General features: G+C 64.4%; 17 protein-coding genes. 3 read left to right on the top strand and 14 right to left on the bottom strand.

All coding sequences use genetic code 11. The features are described from left to right. The first annotated feature begins 2 nt into the window (after window positions 1-2). The 3 genes from ACIPHN_RS03175 to ACIPHN_RS03165 all read left to right on the top strand — a co-directional run bounded on the left by ACIPHN_RS03175 (window position 3) and on the right by ACIPHN_RS03165 (window position 2,477). Window positions 3-644, top strand: coding sequence for a choice-of-anchor E domain-containing protein (locus ACIPHN_RS03175; protein WP_400432597.1), 642 nt, complete (start codon window positions 3-5; stop codon window positions 642-644). A 144-nt stretch (window positions 645-788) separates the two neighbouring features. Then, a complete protein-coding gene (locus tag ACIPHN_RS03170) occupies window positions 789-1,487 on the top strand; it encodes a PEP-CTERM sorting domain-containing protein (RefSeq protein WP_400432594.1) in 699 nt (232 codons plus the stop codon). A 309-nt stretch (window positions 1,488-1,796) separates the two neighbouring features. Then, window positions 1,797-2,477: a choice-of-anchor E domain-containing protein gene (locus ACIPHN_RS03165; protein WP_400432591.1), complete on the top strand. Its 681-nt coding sequence runs from the start codon at window positions 1,797-1,799 to the stop codon at window positions 2,475-2,477. Between the two features lie 64 nt (window positions 2,478-2,541). Here ACIPHN_RS03165 and ACIPHN_RS03160 read toward each other — a convergent pair whose 3' ends face one another. The 14 genes from ACIPHN_RS03160 to ACIPHN_RS03095 all read right to left on the bottom strand — a co-directional run bounded on the left by ACIPHN_RS03160 (window position 2,542) and on the right by ACIPHN_RS03095 (window position 19,214). Beyond that, a complete protein-coding gene (locus ACIPHN_RS03160) occupies window positions 2,542-3,555 on the bottom strand; it encodes an alpha/beta hydrolase family protein (RefSeq protein WP_400432589.1) in 1,014 nt (337 codons plus the stop codon). Window positions 3,556-3,635: 80 nt separating this feature from the next. Then, window positions 3,636-4,457, bottom strand: a complete 822-nt coding sequence (locus tag ACIPHN_RS03155) for a GyrI-like domain-containing protein (RefSeq protein WP_400432587.1) — start codon at window positions 4,455-4,457, stop codon at window positions 3,636-3,638. 87 nt (window positions 4,458-4,544) lie between these two features. Continuing rightward, entirely contained in the window at window positions 4,545-5,429 is an 885-nt protein-coding gene (locus ACIPHN_RS03150; protein WP_400432584.1) for a hydrolase 1, exosortase A system-associated, read from the bottom strand. A 3-nt stretch (window positions 5,430-5,432) separates the two neighbouring features. Continuing rightward, window positions 5,433-6,278: a hydrolase 2, exosortase A system-associated gene (locus ACIPHN_RS03145; protein WP_400432581.1), complete on the bottom strand. Its 846-nt coding sequence runs from the start codon at window positions 6,276-6,278 to the stop codon at window positions 5,433-5,435. Continuing rightward, window positions 6,275-6,529, bottom strand: coding sequence for an acyl carrier protein (locus ACIPHN_RS03140; protein WP_400432578.1), 255 nt, complete (start codon window positions 6,527-6,529; stop codon window positions 6,275-6,277). The genes ACIPHN_RS03145 and ACIPHN_RS03140 overlap by 4 nt, the downstream gene beginning before the upstream one ends. A 10-nt stretch (window positions 6,530-6,539) precedes the next feature. Continuing rightward, a complete protein-coding gene (gene prsT / locus ACIPHN_RS03135; protein ID WP_400432576.1) occupies window positions 6,540-9,314 on the bottom strand; it encodes an XrtA/PEP-CTERM system TPR-repeat protein PrsT in 2,775 nt (924 codons plus the stop codon). A 281-nt stretch (window positions 9,315-9,595) separates the two neighbouring features. Next, the gene (locus ACIPHN_RS03130) at window positions 9,596-10,543 is read right to left on the bottom strand and encodes a hypothetical protein (protein WP_400432573.1); all 948 of its coding nucleotides are present in this window, start codon (window positions 10,541-10,543) and stop codon (window positions 9,596-9,598) included. A gap of 6 nt (window positions 10,544-10,549) precedes the next feature. Next, window positions 10,550-11,698: a hypothetical protein gene (locus ACIPHN_RS03125; protein WP_400432570.1), complete on the bottom strand. Its 1,149-nt coding sequence runs from the start codon at window positions 11,696-11,698 to the stop codon at window positions 10,550-10,552. Window positions 11,699-11,700: 2 nt separating this feature from the next. Beyond that, a complete protein-coding gene (locus ACIPHN_RS03120; RefSeq protein WP_400432567.1) occupies window positions 11,701-12,897 on the bottom strand; it encodes a DegT/DnrJ/EryC1/StrS family aminotransferase in 1,197 nt (398 codons plus the stop codon). Continuing rightward, window positions 12,897-14,084 carry a carboxylate--amine ligase gene (locus tag ACIPHN_RS03115; RefSeq protein ID WP_400432565.1) on the bottom strand — a complete coding sequence of 396 codons (1,188 nt, stop codon included), beginning with the start codon at window positions 14,082-14,084 and terminating at the stop codon, window positions 12,897-12,899. Before ACIPHN_RS03115 ends, ACIPHN_RS03120 begins: the two co-directional genes overlap by 1 nt. Beyond that, window positions 14,081-15,583 (bottom strand): lipopolysaccharide biosynthesis protein, encoded by a 1,503-nt coding sequence (locus ACIPHN_RS03110; protein WP_400432562.1) that lies wholly within the window; start codon window positions 15,581-15,583, stop codon window positions 14,081-14,083. The genes ACIPHN_RS03115 and ACIPHN_RS03110 overlap by 4 nt, the downstream gene beginning before the upstream one ends. Before the next feature lie 9 nt (window positions 15,584-15,592). Continuing rightward, the gene (locus ACIPHN_RS03105; protein ID WP_400432559.1) at window positions 15,593-16,879 is read right to left on the bottom strand and encodes a glycosyltransferase; all 1,287 of its coding nucleotides are present in this window, start codon (window positions 16,877-16,879) and stop codon (window positions 15,593-15,595) included. A 40-nt stretch (window positions 16,880-16,919) separates the two neighbouring features. Continuing rightward, window positions 16,920-17,918 carry a polysaccharide deacetylase family protein gene (locus ACIPHN_RS03100; RefSeq protein WP_400432557.1) on the bottom strand — a complete coding sequence of 333 codons (999 nt, stop codon included), beginning with the start codon at window positions 17,916-17,918 and terminating at the stop codon, window positions 16,920-16,922. A gap of 120 nt (window positions 17,919-18,038) precedes the next feature. After that, window positions 18,039-19,214, bottom strand: coding sequence for a glycosyltransferase family 4 protein (locus ACIPHN_RS03095; protein WP_400433169.1), 1,176 nt, complete (start codon window positions 19,212-19,214; stop codon window positions 18,039-18,041). Window positions 19,215-19,218: the final 4 nt, after the last annotated feature.

The raw sequence follows: 19,218 nt of genomic DNA, 5'->3' as shown, positions 1-19,218 counted from the left end.
TCGTGGCAGCAGCACCTGCTTCGGCGACGACCCTCACCACCTCCTGGCAGTCGGCTAACTTCAGCCTGGCCTCGGTCGATGGCACAGCTCAAGTCAACTTTGCTGGCTTCGACTCTTCCCTGGGTACCCTGGTGGGTGTGACGATCAAGTACATCGTCAATGAAACCCTGAGCGATCTCGTCTACAACTCGAACAACTATGCGGTAACCGTCGGTAACCCGGTTGGTCTGTCGGCGACCTCGACGATCACCGTCACCGGTCCCCTGGGCCTGACCACCGTCAGCCAGCTGACCACCTCCCCCTTGTATGCGGGTAACGTGGGAAGCCTCGCTGACAACAACAACCAGGCTGCCGTCGTTGCCACCAACACCGTCACTGGTATCGCTTCGCCGGTCAACACCATCACCGGCAACCCGACCACCCTGGCCAGCTACCTGGGCGCCTCCAACACCGTGACCATCGGCGTCAAAGGTGTCGGTAGCCAATCCGGTTCGCTGCCCCCGGGCGTATTCAACAGCTATTCGGGTAGCTCGAATGGCGTTGTCTATCTGCAATACATCTATGACATCCCCGAGCCGGCTTCCATCGCCCTGTTCGCAGTGGGTCTGCTGGCATTGACGCAACTGCGTCGCCGTAAGTCCTGATCATCCTGTTGGAGGCAGTCATGTCAGATTTTTTAACAGACAACACTGTTGATTTGGCAGCATCGTAGTTGGTATGGCAAATCCGGCTCCGACCGGGTTTGCCATTTTCGCATCCGCGTCAATTTTTATTAAAGAGACAACAAAATGAAACGACTATCTCTTGGCCTCTTGTCGTTGGCAGCCGCCTTCTACTCCGCTGGTGCAGCGGCGACGCCGGTGACGATCGGATTTGATTCGCTGACCCAATCCGGCACAGGCTTTACCAGCATCCAGTTCAACGCCGGCCCGTCGCTGTCGACCTATACGGAAAGCGGTTTTGTGCTTAGTGCAACTGGGAATACCCCGGGCCAGTCCGGTTTCGGTTCTGCACACACTGGAGAAGCTGATTATTACTTCGGATCCACCAGTCTGTTCAACGATGACACCAATGGTGGCTTGACGACCCTGACCAAGTTGGGTGGCGGTGCTTTCTCGTTGATCTCGATGGAGATCTCTGCGTTGAATCACACGTGGACCTTCTATGACAACGAATACGTCGTCTTTACCGGTACTTTGGCTGATGGCAGCACGGTAACCCAGAGCGCGTTGTTGCTAAATAACACCAGTTTCCAAACGGTGGTATTTAGCGGATTCGAGAACGTGGTGTCCGTGAGCTGGGCACAAGGGAATGCGATTACCCATGCTGTGAGCCAGTTCGACAACATCGTTGTGGATGCTGCCACTCCGGTGGTCAGCCCGACCCAGCCGAGTAACCAGGTCCCCGAGCCGGCTTCTATTGCACTGCTGGGCGCAGGCCTGCTGGCCTTGAGCCGTCGTCGTCGCAAAGACGGCACTGCGGTCTGATCTGCAGGGCGACCTGGCTGGCCGGTCCGGCCGGGTCGTTGTTGGAGGAGGAGGGGATTGCGCCAGGCGCAATCGACAAGAGCAAGGGCGCTGTCGCGATGACAGCGCCCTTGTCATTTGTGCCATCTATTGGCGGGTGTGATGATTGGAGTGAATCATTGTCAGTATTTTTTACAAGAGTCCGATATTCTTGTTAGGAATAATTCTAACTATATGATTTTAAATGGATTCATTCCTTGGCCTGGTACTTGCTTATAAGCGTTGATAAAGCCATTTCGGCTACCTATAAGTGAAGCAAGGAAATAATTCATGAAAAAGCACCTCCTCTCCCTGTTCTCCGCATTCGTCGCGACGCTTGCACTGCTGGGCCCGGCCCCGGCATCGGCGACCATCGTGACATCCGGCTGGCAATCGCAGTCGTTCAATTTCTCGACTGTCAATGCCAGCACCAACCTGAGCTTCGATGGCTTCGACGCCAGCCTGGGTACCTTGCTGGGTGTGGTCATCAAGTTCAGCCTGAACGAAACCCTGAACGATCTCGCCTTCAACATGGGCAATTCGGCATTGACCGTCGGTAATCCGGTGAAGGTGTCGGCTACCTCGACTATCACTGCCTCCGGTCCCCTGGGCCTGACGACGGTGAACCAGCTGACCACCACGCCCTACAGCGGCTCGGTGACGACCGGCCTGAGCACCATCGGCACCGCCACCCTGAGCAACTACATGGTCGGCCCGACCCAGCTCAACGGCAACATGAGCACCCTGGGTGCCTATATCGGCGGTAGCAACTCCGTCACCATCGCGGTCACCGGTGTGGGCACCCAGAGCGGTTCGCTCTCGCCCAGCGTGATGACTGGCTACAATGGTTCGGCCAACGGCATCGTCTACCTGCAGTACATCTACGCGATCCCCGAGCCGACCATGCTGGCATTGTTCGCCCTGGGTCTGCTGATGCTGACCGCCACGACCTGGCGCCGTCGCCAGGGCTGATCTGCCCGGTCCATCCAGTCAGGCAATTTGCGACGCCGTTCAGTGCTGCACTGAACGGCGTTTTTCATTGGGTGCCGCCCAGTTGTTCGTGGAAGAAGCGCAGCACCTCGCCATTGAAGCGCTGGTGGAAGGCCTGCCGGTCAAAGCCCGGGGCACTGCGGCAGATCTCGGGCGCCCGTGCCGCCAGCAAGGCGCTGCACGGCGCGAGAAAGTCGAAATGGCCGGCGTGCGCGACGACTTCATACTCCGGCGGGTGGGGCAGCGCCGCCCGTACCGGTTCCGCATACCAGGGCGCAGGCAGGATGGTGTCGTCTTCGGCGCGCCATAGCTGCACCGGGACGCTGACGCGATCTAGCCCGCCCTGGGCAAAGCTGAAGCCCAGGGCCGGGGCGGCCACCACGGCAGCCTTGATGCGCGGATCCGCCGCGCCTTGCGTACCGGGGGCGGGCGGCTGTTGGGCAGCGGCCTGGCTGCGTGCCAGCAACTGGCAGGCAAAGTGGCTGGCATGCTCGCTACAGAACGGCGCGATGGTGCGCATGTCGGGCTGTCCACCAATGCTTACCAGCGTCGTGAATCCACCCGCCGAAAAACCGAACATGCCGATGCGCCCGGGGTCGATGGCCGCGCTTTGCTGCCAGCCTGAGAGCATGTAGTCCAGCACACGGCTGATGTGGCGCGGACGCTCCAGGATGTAGAGGCTGCGACGCTGGTCCTGGTAGGTGTCACCGGTGTGGCTGGGCGCAACCACGATAAAGCCGGCCTGCGCCAGCGCCAGGGCGGTGTCGTAGTGCGACAGGTAGGACCCGCCGGTGCCGTGGGAGATCACGATCAGGGGCAGCTTGCTTCCCGCAATGGGGCCATCCAGCGCCACGGTCTGTGAAATCGCCCCCGTCGCGAGGGGCGCCGCCGCTGCCTGGCTGGGATACCAGATCGCCACTTCCAGCGGAGCGCCATCGGGATCAGGGGCGATCTGCCGCTGGAAACCGACATTGCCAGCCTGGGCGGGCAAGTAGCATAAGGCCGGCAGGAGCAGCAGGGAGTACATCAGCAACAGGCACAGCTTGCGGACAATGGTCATGGTGAGCCTCGACAGGAAGTGAAGACGATCAACGGGTCGTGCAGGGAAGGTGGCGTACCGGCCAGGTACTGATGCACAGGCTATTGCAGCGGCCGCACGGGAATGAGCAGGTCGGTGCGCCTGTCCGACGGGGCAGCGTCGTGCGCATGGGGATGGTAGAACTCCAGCAGGGGCCGGTGGTCCGGTTCAAAGCCGCTACCGGGTAGCCAGCTGGCATACAGGGCTTCGATGGTGGCATTGATCTGGCTGTAGGGACCGAACAGGGTATGGCTGGCGTACAGCCCCGCCGGCAGTTCGATGGCCTGCAGGCGCGCATCCTCCAGCTTGCCGCTGGCCAGCCGGGTGGCCGCGAAGTAGCGGAAATCCTCTTCTGCGGGATCGCCCTGGCACAGACCCAGCCATTGGCTGACGGCATGCGGACCGACCAGTCGTCGCAGGTGGCGGTGGGTATGCGGGATCGTCGCCGTGGGGCCGTGATGCTGCAGCCCCTGCAGTTGCAGGGGGCCGACTTCCTTCAGTTCGACCATCGGGGAGCCGGCCTGATGGTCGCCCAGCTCGGCGATGCGGCGCTGGAAGGCCCGCGGCGAGTGACCGGCGAAACGCTGGAAAGCCCGGCTGAAGGCTTGCGGGCTGTCGTAGCCGCAGGCCAGGGCGATCTCGGTGACGCTGCCGCGCCCTTGCGACAGATACGATGAGGCCTGGGCCAGGCGCAGGCGTCGCAAGGTCTCGGTGACGGTTTCGCCCATCAGGCTGTGATAGAGACGATGGAAATGGAAGGGCGAAAAAGCGGCCGCCGCCGCCAGATCCTCCAGGCGGTGCTGGGCCATCGGATCGGCGACCAGCAGCGCGACCACGCGCGCCATCCTGTCACGGTAGAGTTGTTCGGAGTTGGCCGGTTTCATGGAGCCAGTGTAGTCGCCCTGATTGCGGATTACTTAGCCGCAATTGCGCATTTGCACCGTTGCAGGAGGCCGGGGGCGGGATCCGCCTCAGCTACGCCAGCGTGCCAGCCATTGCAGCGTTCCCTGGGCCACTTCCTGGCGCCAGGTACGGGTCGAGAAGGTGTGATTGGCCTCGGGCAAGTCCAGCCGGGTGGTGCGCTGGTCCTGCAGCAGGGCTTCCCAGCGGCTGCCCGGGGTGGCGAGGTCGGCGAATTCGCGCGCGGTCAGGTCCTGGCCAGAGAGGACCAGCAGGACCGGTCCGGCAAAGCTTTCATAGCCTTGCTGCAGGCGGTCCGGCAGGCTGGCCTGCGCGGCCGGGCCAGCGCTGCGGCCGGCGCGTCGCATCTGCTCCCACAGCGAACGTAACGCTGCCCTGGCGTCGAACCGTCCGCGCAGGATCTTGCTCCACAAGTCCGGACTCCACAGGCGCGCGCGGTAGTAGTGCTTCAGATAGGCCTGGGCCTGGCCGCTCTCGGTCCTGGCCCAGGGATTGACCAGCACCATGCCCTGTACGCGGGCATCGGCATGAGCATGCAGGAGCGCCGCCGAGGCGCCGTCGCACAAGCCCCACAGGACCACGCCGGCGAGCGTCGGAACGGCCTGGCCGAAGGCGGTCAGGGCGCAGTCGATATCGGGTCCGAAGGTTTCGAAATCGGCGCTATCGCCCTGGCTGTCGCCCATGCCGTGGAAATCCAGACGCATCACCGGAAAGCCGGCCGCCGCAAAGCTGCGCGCCAGCAAGGTGAACTGGCGGTGGCTGCCGCTGCGGTATTGCGCGCCACCCACCAGCATCAGGATGCCCGGTGCTGCCGGTGTTGCGGCGGCGGCTGCGACCTCGGCCTCGGCCTCACTCTCGGGCAATGGCAGGGTGAGGATGCCGATCAGTTGCTGGCCCGCGCAATCCAGGCTGCAGGCACGTTCTTCATAGTCCATGGGCTAGGTTCCCAGCGCAGAGAGGGTCAAGGTCGTCGCCAGTTCGATCAGGGCCGGGCAGGTGCTGAGCTCGGGGGTGGACCAGAAGGCCGGACCCTCTACCACATGCGGCGTGAGTGACCAGGCCCGGGCGACCTTGTCGATGGCAGGCGACAGCAGTGCGCTGGCATCGCGCACGACTTCCAGCCAGTGGACCGTCACCCCGACAGGCAGGTGGACCTTGGCATGCAAGCCATCGATGGCGGCCAGCAGCGCGCCGCTGAGTTCGTAGCCGGCCACTTCCAGCAATTCTCCTTCTTGCAGCAGCGCACGCATCTCCTGAACGCTGGTCGGTCCGCCCGACTCTTGCGCACTGAGCAGGCCGGCGGCCAGTCGCAGCCGCAGGAACTGCGTCATGTAGGCCTGGCCATCCAGTACCGGATTGCAAAAGAGCAGGGCGCCGATGTCGTCGGTGCGGGTGCGCGCCACATCCAGGGCCAGCAACGCGCCCAGGCGCAGGCCCAGCAGGCCGACCGGCGCCTGCAGGCGCGCGCGCAGCCAGTCCAGCGCCAGCCCGATATCGTCATGCCAGAGCGACCACTGGGCATCGGCCAGTTCGCCGGCACTGTCGCCGCAGCCGTACAGGTCGATGATGAGCACGCCGATACCGGCACGCGCCATGGCCGCAGCCTGCAGGGCTGCCATGCGGCGGCTGCGGTTCATTTCTTCGGCAAAGGGGGCGACCAAGACCATGCCGCCACGGCATGGCTGGCCGGGGGCGGGAGCATGGTACAGGCACAGGCGCGAGCCCTGTGTCGCCGGCAGGAAGAAGGGCAGGACCGACGCGCTGGCGGTCCCCGGGCTCGTCACGAGAGCTTGCCCTCGACGAAGGCCACCAGGCTGCCCACCGTCTCGAAGAGGCTGGCGTCGATGTCGTCGTCGTCGAACTGGATGCCGTAACGCTCCTCCAGCGAGGCGATGATGTGGATCACCGCCGCCGAGTCGAGCTCGGCGACGCTGCCCAGCAGCGGCGTATCGCGCTGCCAGTCACGGCTGCGCTGGGCCAGGCCCAGGGCCTCGCCCAGCAGGGCCTTGATGTCGTCCAGGATGGCCGTGGTCATGGTCACGCTTTCAGAGCTTGCCCAGCAGCGCCTTGGCCTCATCGCTCTGAGGGAAGGGCTTGTTGGTGGCCAGGATCTTTTCCAGCTCGCTGCGGGCAGCGGCCTTGTCGCCCGACTGCACCAGTGCCAGCACCAGGTGGTAGCGGATGTCCAGGGCGTCCGGCGAGAGCGAGGCGGCCTTCTTCAGCAGGGTCAGGCCACGGTCGGTATTGCCCTTCTGGACCAGCATCCAGCCCAGCGTATCGATCACCGGACCGCTGTCGCTGGCAGCGGCATAGGCCTTCTCGGCGGTGTCGATGGCGCGCGGATCATGTTCCTGGTCATAGGCCCAGGCCAGGTTGTTGAGCGCGCCGACATTGTTGGGCTGCTGGCGCAGCACTTGCTGGTAGTGGTCGATGGCGACCTTGTTCTGCTTCTGCGCCAGCGCGCTTTCACCCAGGTAGAGGTGGAAGGCCACGTCGTTGGGATGGCTCTTGAACCACTGGGCGGCCACGGCGGCCGCTTCCTGGTTCTTGCCGGCCAGCAGCAGGGCGCCATGCTCCTTCATGAGCAGGCGCACGTTCTGCTTGTCCATCGCGAAGGCCTGGGCAAAGGCAGCAGCGGCCAGGTCGGGCTTTTTCTGGAAGGCCTGGATATTGCCTTCCAGCTCGTAGCCCACCATGGCCTGGTTGGGCTTCTTCTGCATCTGCTGGGCCACCGCCAGGGCACGGGCAGCGTCGCCGGCCTGCGAGTACATGGTGGCGCGGAAGACCTCGGCATCGGTGAAGTCAGGCTGGATCTCGAGCGCCTTGCGGGCTGCTTCGGCAGCACCCTGCGGGTTGTTGTTGGCCAGGTAGAGCGAACCCAGGCGCAGTTGCGCCGGCGCCGAATCCGGCACCAGCTGCACCAGGCGCTGATAGCTGGCCAGCGCACCCTGCTTGTCGTCGTTGGCGAACTGGGCCTGGGCCAGCATCTCCAGCGCCCCGGCATCGGTAGGATTGCCGGTCTGCAGCTTGCGGGCCATGTTCAGCGCCTTGGTCTTTTCACCCACTTGCAGGTAGCGGCCGATCAACTGGCTGTTGGCCTGGATCGAATCCGGGTTTTCGTTGACCGAACGCTCCAGCCACTGGGTAGCGTCCTGCGTGCGCTTCTCGCGGTCGGCCAGGCTGGCCAGCGCGCTCATGGCGGGGATGCTCTTCTTGTCCTTGGCCAGCACGGCTTCGAAACGTTTCTTGGCAGCGTCGGGCTTGTTGTCCTTCAGGTCGAGCTGGGCCAGGTTGGCGGTCGGCGCGAAGAAGGCGGGATCGATGGTGAGTGCCTTCTCGAAGGCGGCACGGGCATTGGCCGGGTCATTCTTGGCCATGTAGATGCCGCCCTTGAGGTTTTGCACGATCGGGTTGTCGGGCAGGTCCTTCTCGGCGTTCTTGGCGGCGAGCAGCGCCTTGTCGTACTCCTTCAGGCGGATCTGCGTCATGATCAGCAGGATGTCGGCCTGGGGCGACTTGGTGTCGAGGCTGGCAGCGGTCTGGAACTGCGACACGGCGCTGTCGTTCTGGCCGCGACCCAGGTTGCTCAGGCCCAGACCCGTGTGATAGCGCGCGGTCTGCGGGGCCAGTATGCTGGCCTTTTCATAGTATTCCGAGGCCTTGGCAAAGTCCTTGTTCTCGATGGCGATCTCGCCTGCCAGGGCCAGCAGTTCCGGGTCTTGCGGAGCTACCTTGAGCGCCGGCTCCAGCGATGCTGCCGCCTTGGCCTTCTGGCCACTCTTGAGTTGTGCCGACGCCAGCAGCTTGCGGGCGTAGACGTCGTTGGGATTCTTGTCGAGGTACTTGTTGAGGTTCAGCTCCACCTGCGGCATCGACCCCAGCGCGTACTGGATGGCGCCAGCCAGGAGGACCGCCGGCATGTACTCGGGCGCTGCGGCCAGCACCTTCTGGATATCGGTCAGGGCATCGGCGTTCTTGGCCTGGCTGAAATCGAGCACCGCCTGCATGTAGGTCGGCAGGAGGTTCTTGGGCGAGGCCTTCTGGGCTGCCTGGATGTCTTCCTTGGCCTGGTCGAACTTGTTGCTGCGGATGCCGATGTCGGCGCGCGCCAGGCGTGCTTCCAGGCTATCGGGCTTGAGCTTGATGACCTGGTCCAGCACTTCCAGTGCCTTGTCCTGGGCACCCTGGACGCGCAGCAGGTTGGCCTTGAACATCATCACATCGGTGTTCTCGGGGTTCTTGGCCAGGGCCTCGTCGGTGAGACGGTTGGCGCCATCGACGTCACGCGCCAGCAGTGCGCTGCGCGCCAGTCCGATGAGCGCCTGCGGCATCTTGGGATCACTTTGCAGGGCGGCCTCGAAGGACGCCTTGGCTTCGTCGGATTTGCCCAGGCCCAGGTAGGCATTGCCGCGCAGGGCGGCGATATCACCCTGCACCGGCAGGGAACGGGTTTCTTCCAGCACCTTGTCGAACTGCCCTTCCATCAGCAGGGCGCGGGCCAGCGAGGGCAGGACCTGTTCGGGCTTCACGCCCAGCGCCAGGGCGCGGCGCAGTTCCTTGTCGGCGGAGGCGGCATTGCCGGTTTCCGCATAGATCTTGCCCAGCAGCAGGCGCGCTTCGGCGTTGTCGGCATCCTTCTGCAGGGCATTCTTGAGCTGGATCTCGGCAGCGGCGTTGTCGCCCTTCTGCTGGTACTGCTTGGCTTCGGAGACCAGGGAGTCAGCCGACTGGAAACGTCCGCAGGCGGTCACGCCCGAGCACACCAGAATGACAGCGCAGACCGTTGCCGAGAAGCGCCACTTGCGTTTTGTATCTACCATCGTCCATCCCATTTCTGATCCCCTGGATCGCTGTCTGATATTGCATTTCGGATAACATCTAACGTGCGCAACTATAGCCCATTTACTAACTTTTTTTGCTGCAATTTCGTGACTTTCCCGGTCTTTGCCGTGTGCTGCCAACGCAGCTACGAATTAAATTCCCCGGGGAAAGCTTGCTCGAAGAAAAGTCATCGCCTGTCGGTTCTGCGTCAGCCAGAGATGCGGGCTGACGGCCCCTGGTTCGTTCGATCCGAGCCGCTGGTCACGCATGTCCTGTTCCCTTAGTCATAACGACGACGCAGCGCCTGTTGCGCCAGGCGATGGGCGGTCTTCCACACCGGCGAGTGCAGCATGGCCGGTTGCACGTCCACGGGCTGCACCGCCAGGTCATGGAAGCCCCGCAGCGCGAAGTGCTCGCGCTGGTCCGCCATGAAGCGGCAGAAGCGGGCAAAGCGTTTCACCATGATGGGGTCGGGCCGGTTGCGCGCCGCATTGAGCAGCTCGAAGTTGTGCGAGAGCATCATGAAGGACTGGCGTCCCTGTTCCAGCGCCTGCCACATCAGGCCTTCCAGCTCATAGTTGGAGCAGGCGCCCAGTTGCACATGGCGCGGCTTGCTGGTGCCGTCATTGAAGACCGTCATCGGATACTCGAACACGCCATCACACTGCACCACATCGAGCAGCGGCTCTTGCGGGCTGACCCCGCTGTCCAGGCCGAACATGGTGCAGTTGTAGCTGCTGTCGTAGCCGATGCCATTGGCTGCCAGCGCGGTGAGCGTGGTGCGGTTGAAGCCGAAACTGCCAGCCCGGAAGGCATTGATGACGCCACCGCCGGCCTGTTCCAGCAGGCTCTTGCCGGCGCCGATGAGGGTGGTCTGCTCTTCCAGCGAGAACTGGCGCAGGTAGGGGCGGCGCGGCTTGGCCTGGGCGATCAGGGGGGTATGCGACTCGGCCACCCATTCGGTGTGCAGGTGCTGCTGTACCTCCTGTCCATGCTCGCGGATGAGACCGACGATCTCCTGCAGCGGACCCAGGCCGAAGCGCGTCGCAAAGAGCGGTTCCACAAAGAACACGCCATGCAGGCCATGTTCCTGGAACTGCTGCAGCTTGTGGCGCAGCGCCGCTTCGCCATACACGTAGTTGTGGAAGGCGGTCGGGAAACGCGTGTCGATATCGTGCCAGCCATTGCACCAGATTTCGACATCGACAGTGAAGAAGACGTTAAGCATGATGGATCAACCGATGTTGTCGATCTTGTCGTAAAGCTGCTCCAGCATCAGGCCATCCATGAAGAACTTGGTGGCCCAGTTGGGGTAGCGGTAAGTCATGTATTCACCATTGACCGGGTGCGAGCCCTTGAGCGCGCCGCGCACGTTGAGGTCACCCGTGCGCAGGTCCTGGATGCTCATGTTGAAGCGATTGGCGCGACGGGCGTGTTCGATCAGGCCGGTGTCACCGGTGATGCGCGCCAGGCGCAACCAGTTGATGGCCATCTGCGAATTGCCGGTCACGCAGGTCCAGTCTACGCGAGTATCCCAGCCGGGAGTATAAAGCGCCGGCAGGGCGCCGTCGTCGCGCTGGTGCTGGGCTACCTTGCGTGCCATCAGCAGGGCATGGGCGATGTGATCTTCGCGCTGGCCGGCCAGGCCCACTTCCAGGAGACCACGGATGGAGTAGGCAATGGTGTGGGTGAGCGCCGAATTGTCCGGACGCTGCAACAGGCAATTGTCGGGCAGCCAGCCATTGTCGGCCTTGCGCGAGAGCGCCCAGTCCGCGTTGGCGATGGCCGCCTGCAGGTAGCGGTCGTCGCCCAGGGCCTGGGCGGCGCGCACCAGGCCAAAGGCGGTGCGGGTGTTGTAGCTGTTGAGCTTGGAGGTGGTGAAGGGCGAGGAGAAACGGCGCCAGGCGCCATCCTCGTCCTGCGCCGCCAGCAGCCAGTCCGAGGCACGCACCAGGGCCTGGCGGAAATCTTCCTCGCCGGTGTTGAGGTAGGCACTGGCCCAGCCGAACAGCGCCTGTCCGGTATTGAAGATGGTCGGGGCGACGATCTCGGCATCCATGGTGCCGGCACGCACGCCGCCGTCCTCCAGCTGGATCTCGCATTCCCAGCGCGTCATCCGGGTGGCCGCCTGGGCATACGCCGGCGCCTGGTAGTGGCGCGCATAGTCGTACAGGGTGGGGATCACATAGCCGGTGGTTTCCGGATAGGAGGCATTCCACTTGCCACGGCGGATGTCGAAGCTATGCGCCACGCCATCGTCGGGCGTGCCGCGCTGGGCCTGCAGCAGCCAGTCGGCGGCGGCTTTGAGGTGAATGTCGATGGCCTGTACAGGCTGCCGGCTCAGGCCCAGTTTGTCTTTGAAGAGTTGTTGGAGATGTTGCACGATTAGACTTTCGAGTGGAAATCGGATAAGGCCTGGCTCAAGTGTTGGCAGATGTCGCGAGTGTCTTCGGCACTGATGTCGGCGCCGCTGGGCATGCCCAGAAGACGTGAGGCCAGGGCTTGAGCGTGACGGGTTGCGGCTTGATCGGGAAAGGGGATTCGATAGCCCAGCCGGCTTTGTATGCCTTGCCGGCGCAATTGCGTCCTGCAGGCGGCCAGGTCGCTGCCTTCCGGCAGCAGCAGCATCACCCGGGCCAGATAGCGCCCCGGCGCAAATTGCGGGAAGCGGATGGCATCTTGCTCCTGCAGCGCCGCGTGGTAGTGCGCCGCCACGGTACGTCGCGCCGCGATGATGCCTTCCAGGCGCGGCCACTGGGCCAGCGCGATGCCGGCATCGAGATTGCTGATCCTGGCCTGGACTTCGCCGGCATCGGCGGGCCGCAGCCCCAGAGTATCAAGCAAGCGCTCCAGGTGGTCGCCGCTGGCGCCGGTGCGGTCGGCCCACAGATAGTTCCAGCAGAACTCCAGCAACGCCGCCAGCCGACCCGGTGATGGCGGCAGCGCGGCGCAGGCTGCACCCAGCTCATCATCGAGGGATGGCTCATTGACCAGCAACACGCCCCCCGAGCCACGGATGCCGGTCACGATGGTCTTGGATTGTGCAAAACTGAGCAGGCCGACATCGCCGAAGGTCCCCAGGAGGCGACCCTGATGGCGCACGCCGGCGACCTGGGCCGCATCGTCGACCAGGAACACCTCCGCGGCGCGGCATTGGGTTTCGATCTCGTCGATGGGCAAGGGGCAGGCAAACATGTGCGGCGCCACCAGTGCCAGCGGTGCCTGTCCGAGTGCCTCGCGCAGCGCGCGCATGTCCAGGTTGAGATCGTCACCCACGGCCACTGGCTGCGCTTGCAAACCGCAGGCGCTGATCGTGCTGACCACACTGGGGCAGATGTAGGCCGGCACCAGCACCACATTGCGTTGCGGGCGACGGCGCTTGAATGCCGCCAGGGCCAGTGCCAGGCCGGTGTGGGCGTAGTTCAGTGCATAGGCACGCGACGGCGCGTAGTCGGCGTCCAGGCGCAGCGCCAGTTGTGCACTCGCCCGTCCCTGGCGCACGCGCCCACCCAGCAGGCTGCGCGCCACGCTGCGGTATTCGGCGCCGGACCAGTCGGCATAGGAGAGCGCGTGGCGTGTCATCAGCTGCTCCGTCCCAGACGGGCGCGCAGCAGCGTGGCCACGCGCTGGCACATCAGGTCGGTCCAGGGGCGCGGATCGTTCCAGCGCAGGTAGGCATCCATCACCTTGTCGCCAGCCGAGCGGGCATCGGGCTTGCCGCCGTTTTCCTGCAAGGACCACTTGTCAGCCTGCGGATCGCGCCAGATACGCGCCGGACTGGCGCGCTCAGGCAAGGGCAGCGGTGCCAGGCCAGCCTCGTAGCGATAGGCGGCCAGGGGAATGTTGACGCCATTGAGGGTGGCGACTTCTTCCTGGTAGTCGGTGCGCCCGGCGGTGGGTTCGACCATGTAGAAATGACCATCGCGGCGATCGCGCTTGTATTCCATGCTGCCCATGCCGACGAAGCCGGTGCGCAGGAAGAAGTCATGGGTCAAGGCGCTCAGGAGTTCGTGATGCTCCCAGGCCGCGGTGCAGCTGGCGGTGCCGCCGATGTGCAGGGGCCAAGAGCGGATCTTGCGACCGCTGAAGGAAGCGACCAGCTCGCCCTCGCGGCCCAGGTATTGCAGGCAGAAGTAGATCTCGTCGTCGTCGCCCTCGATCCACTCCTGCGCCACCATGTCAGGCATGACCGGTGCGATCTGCGCATACAGGGCATGCACCTGGGCGACATCCTCGACCCGATAGGCCTTCTTGAATTGCGCGCCATAGCCATAGTGCTTGTAGGCCGGCTTGAATACGCAGGGGAAGCGCAGTGCCGCCAGCCGCTCCAGGTCCGCCTGGCTGCTGATGTAGACGGTCTTGGGGACGGGAGCATCATGGGCCTCGGCCAGTTCGGCAAAGCCCTGCTTGTGCATCAGCTGCATCAGCCGCGCGTGCTCGGGCAGGCGCAGCAGGCAGGCTTGCGCCAGGCGGTCGCGCTCGGCGGAAATGGTGTTGACGCCCTTTTCTTCGGTGACGAACAGCATGACCGGCTGGCGGTATTGCCCGGCCAGGTCCAGCAGCACCTTGACCAGCGCCTCGCCTTCCAGCGCACTGGCCAGGCGCTTGCGGCCGTGGCGGGAGCGCATGGCCGGCGAATCGGCATGGTCATCCACCACGGTCAGGGGGACGCCGGCGGCGGCCAGGCTGCGCACGATGCCCAATGCATTGAGCCCACCGCCCACGACGACGGCATGTACGGCAAGAGAAGGAGTGGCTTGTTGATTCATGAGCGGCTCGCACGCACGAAGGGCCAGCGCTCGAAACGCGCAGCGGGAGCCCCGAGGTCAATGAGAATCTGGCGGATTTCCTGCACGGCATTGCGATCCACGAAGATGATCCAGGCAAGGTAGGCCAGGGCACCGGACAGCACCTCGACCGCCAGGATTACTGGTACCTGCAGGCCCAGCGTAAACATCAACTGGCGTACCAGCAGCACGACAATGGCCATGGTGAGGGTACCGGCCAGGATAGGCAGCAGGCAGCGATAGTAAGCACGCATGGACAGCCCGGTCAGCCGGCTTACATCGCGCAGCAGCTTCACCGACAACAGCGGATAGACGAGCACCCAGGCGGCGGAGACACCGCGCAAACCATCTAGCCATGCACCCGCCACGAAGGCCAGTGACATGACCACCGCGCACAATGCAGTGTAGGCCGCCAGGCGCTTGACGTTGCCAATGCTGGTAAGTACTTGCGATAGCAGCGGGTCGACCGACTTGACCAGCCCCATGATGCAAAGCGCAGCGAAGGGAATCTGACAATCGATCCACTTGGGGCCCAGCACCACCAGGATCAGTTCATGCGAGCATGCCAGCATGCCGATTAGGGCTGGATAGACCACATAGGCTATTCCGCGGGTCATGTGAATCACCACCGAATTGAGACGCTCGCGCTCGTGCTGCAGCTTGGAAAACAGTGGCGAGGCCACATTGATCACCAGCGAGGTGATCTGGCTGCTGGGCAGTGTCGCCAGTGAAAAGGCCATGCCATAGATGCCCAGCGAGGCTGGTCCCAGTATCCGGCCCACCACGGCACGGTCGGCATTGCTGTAGAGGAACCAGAACACACGAGTGGTCGTCACGTGCATGCCAAACAAGGCCAGGTCGATCGCCTCACGAATGCCATAGCGGCCATAGGGGCGCCAGGGCGAGAGCAGGTAGAAGCCGATGCTGCAGACCGCCGCTGCCACCAGCGAGCCCCATACCAGCGACCATACGCCATAGCCCAGCAAGGCCAGGGTGACGCTGGTGATGCTCTGCAGGAGGATGGACAGGATGGTCACGCCGGCGATGGCCTTGAACTGCATTTCCTTGCGCAGGAAGGCTTCCGGAATGGCGCCGAAGGAGCCGATCACGAAGCCTACCGCCAGGGTCGAGATCATGGCGCGTAATTCGGTGTGCTTGAAGAACACGGCAATCGGTCCGCTCGCCACGAGCGTGATGATCAGCAGGACTATGCTGGATGCCACGGCAATGGCAAAGCAGCCGTTGACCTCTTCTTGGGTGAGATTGGATTTCTGGACAATAGCAGCGCCCATACCAATTTCGTTGAAGAAGCTCACGAAGCTGATGAACATCATGGCGATTTCCATGAGGCCATAGTCAGCCGGGCTCAGCAGCCGCGCCAGCAGCAGCGTGGAGCCCAGCGAGATCAGCTTGCCCAGGGCGCTGCCCAGCCCGAGATGGCTGATGGCCTTGATGGTCTTGGAGCGAAGATCGTTTTGCATACCTGGGACTCAGTGCGACGACACGCCGGGCTGGCTGGCAAGCGCCTGGCCCCGGCTTTGATCAAACAGTTGCGCCAGCTGGCGCGCGCGATGGGTGCGCGAGGAGGCTGCCACCAGCTCCTCGCTGGCGACATGGGCAGTGCCGTCGGCAATGGCCTTCACGAAGCGTTCCAGTACCGGCGCGATGGCGTCGGTGGAGGTCATGCTGGCCACGTCCTCGAAACCGGCGGCCAGCAACATGCCGGCTGTTTCGCCGGCGGGATCGAGCAGGCCCAGCACGGGTTTGCGGGCGCGGAAATACTCGTAGATCTTGGCCGGCACCTGGCGGTTGAAGGGCGTGCCCTGGAACACCAGCAGGCCATCGGCCTCCAGCATCTCGCGCAGGGCTTCGCGGTAGGGCACCGGGGGCTCCACCGAGACGATATCGGCCACGCCGCAGGTTTGCACCAGTTCCTTGAAGTAGGGGATCTCGCTGGGCGCGCGCAGGATCACGTGCAGGCCGGCGGCGTCGACGCGGCCCTGCTGGCGCAGCAGCGCAATGGCCTTGAGGAAGGCGGTCGGGTCGCGCCCTTCGGTGTAGAGCACGCCACTGTGGACCAGGGTGATGCGGCGCGGCTGGCCTGCCGCAACGGGCGGCGTGGTCTCGGTCGGGGCCTGCGCGAACGATTGCTCGTCGTAGCCGTTCTCGATCACCTCGAACTTGTGGTGCAGCTCGGCCGGGAAGCGTGCCTTGTAGGAAGCCAGCGCGCCCTGCGTGGTGAAGGTGGCGCGGGTGCAGCGCTGGATGGCTTGCCGCTCGATCCAGGCAAATACCTTGCGCTGCAGCGGGTTGCTGGGGAAGTCGACCTGCAGCATCGGGTCGCGGAAATCCGCTACCCAGGGCAGGCCGGTGAGGCGCTGCACGGTCATGCCGATCAGGTGGGCGGTGGCGATCGGGAAGGTCGACCAGATCACCTCCGGCTTGTGCTTGCGCACCATGGCCAGTGCCGCCGGCACGGCGAACAGCCACCAGCTGGACCAGCGGTCGGGCAGGGCGATGAGCTGCGGATAGCGGCCACGCAGGCCCAGGTGACGCTTGGCGTCCAGCGCCAACGGGCGGCGTACCACCAGTTCGGCCGGTACGCTGGCCAGTTGCGAGGAGTTCTTGCGCTCATAGGCCATGGGCGCGGCCGAGACCACCATCGGGGTCCAGCCGAAGCTGTCGAGGTGCTTGGCAAAGCTCAGGGTGCGCTGGATGCCGCTGCTCTCCGACTGTGGCGGAAAGTGGAAGGCGATCAGCAAGGCTCGGTTTTTCATGGCGCCGTGGGGGGGTATTGGGTGTTGATCGGTCATGGATTCAGGCTCCTGGCCGTGCCAGCCAGCGCAACAGGCGCAGGCCGAACATCAGGGGATTGCGGTCCCAGGGACGGCCGCGCGGAATCTGGTAGTGCTCGTGCTCCGGACCGGCCGAGCCACTGGCCGTGGTGAAGGCGGCGATGTAGCCGGCCTCCCTGACCATGGCCACATGACGCTGGTCGAAGTCGAAGCCGGGCTTGCCGTTGGGGTAGGCGAACAGCTGCAGCGGACGCCCGACCAGCTGCTCCAGCGCACGCTTGTTGTCGACGATCTCATGGCTGGCCTGTTCGTCGGCCAGGCGGCTGAGGATGGGGTGGGTCACGGTATGGCCGCCGATCTCCACGCCGGCACGCGCCAGTTCGACGGTCATGGCGTGATCCAGCATGAGGTCGGTGTCCTGGACCTGGCCGGCATAGCGTTCCAGCGCATCGATGACACGATGGCGCTCGACCGGCGGCAGGTACTTGACGTGGTCGTTGAGGATGGTCGCCAGGTGGGCACGATAATCGGGATCGTGCGTCATGTCGGGCGTGGCCGGCAGCAAGGCGCGCGGCAAGCCCAGCGCCTGCCAGTCCAGCGCGCCTTCGGGCAGGCGGCGCACCGCTTCCAGGATACGGTCGTTCCACATGCTGCCGGTTTCGAGGAAGGCGGTGGTGGTGAAGACGGTCGCGCTCAGGCCGAATTCCTGCAATACCGGCAGGGCCAGTTCATAGACCGAGCGATAGCCATCGTCAAAGCTCAGGCAGACGGCACGAGGCGGCAGCGTGCCTTGCCACATGCGCTGCAGCGCTTCCGGCAGCGGCAGCACATTGAAATGCTCGGCCAGCAGTTGCATCTGCCAGCGAAAGCTCGCCAGGTCGATCTCGGAATCGAGCAGGGGATCGGGTTGCTGCAGCACCCGGTGATAGGTCAGGATGCACAGGCGACGACGCCCGCCCAGGGCGATCAGGTTACCCCCCAGGCGCAGCAGCAGGCCCAGCAGCGGATGCAGGGACGTCATGGCGCAGGCGTCCGTGTTAGGCGAAACATGCTGGTCCACATTGGCACAGCAGCCGGGCGCTTGATGATGTAGGGCAGGGTCGCCATGACCAGGACGAAGACCAGTATGTCGCGCATGGTCTCAGTGCTCCCTGCCGAGAATGCGGCCGAACAATTGCAGCTGGCCCTGGGTGGTGGCATCCCAGCTGAAGCCTTCGGCATAGCGGCGCGTGGCCACGCGGGACGGATAGGCGGCCTGCAACGCGCGCACGGCGGCGGCCACGCCGCTTACGCTGCGCTCCTGCATCAGCACGCCCGCATCCGCATGGGCCACCACTTCGGGCGTGCCCCAGACCTTGCTGGCCACCACCGGTGTACCGCAGGCCATGGATTCGAGCAGCACGTTGGCCCAGCCTTCGCGGCTCGACGACAGCACCATGGCATCGGCGGCGTTGTAATACTCGCGCAGCTTGGTTTGCGGCTGCGGCCCCAGGAAGCGGACCCGGTCGGCCACCTGCAATTGCACCGCCAGTGCCTCCAGGCGCTCGCGCTCGGGGCCGCTGCCGGCGATCATCAGGCGGGCCTCGGGCAGTTCGGTGAGGGCGCCGATGGTCAGTTCATGCCCCTTCACCGGCACCAGGTTGCCCACCGACAGCAGGGTGAAACCATCGATGCCTAGGTCCTTGCGCACGGCGTCGCGATCCACCGGCCGGAACAGTTCCAGGTCCACGCCATTGCGCAGCGATACCACCTTGGCGGGATCGGCGCCCAGCACGATCAGTTCATCGCGCAGGGCATTGCAGACCGTGATGATGCCGGCGGCCTGGTTGGCCGCCCAGCGGATCATCTTGCCGGGCCAGCGGTATTGCGGCAGCAGCGTGATATCGGAGCCGCGCGCGGTAATCACCACGGGCTTGCCGAATTCCTTGCCCAGCATGGCCGCAGCCACACCATCGGGATAGAAGTAATGGGCGTCGATGGCGTCGAAGTCGAAACCTTCCGCGATCAGGCGGTGCAGCACCGGCTTGACCGCCATGGCCATGAGCAGCGGCGCCGGTGTCATGCCGATCTTGGGCAGCAGCGCATAGCGCGGATGGCGCACCTCGATGCCACTGCGCACTTCGGTCTGCGGCACCCGCGCAAAGCGTCCATAGGTGCCGAAGCGCGCATGGCGCAGCGGGAACCACGGCACCGGCGCCACCACGCGCGACTCCACCCGGCCACTGGCCACCAGGTGGCGCAGGCGGGTTTCCACGAAGATCCCGTGACCGGGACGTTCGAGGTTGGGGAACAGCGTGGAGAAGGTGAGCAGCTTCATCATG

This window comes from Herbaspirillum sp. NPDC087042, from assembly GCF_044745245.1.
Classification (GTDB): Bacteria; Pseudomonadota; Gammaproteobacteria; order Burkholderiales; family Burkholderiaceae_D; genus Herbaspirillum.
This window is presented reverse-complemented; position numbering and strand designations above follow the sequence as displayed.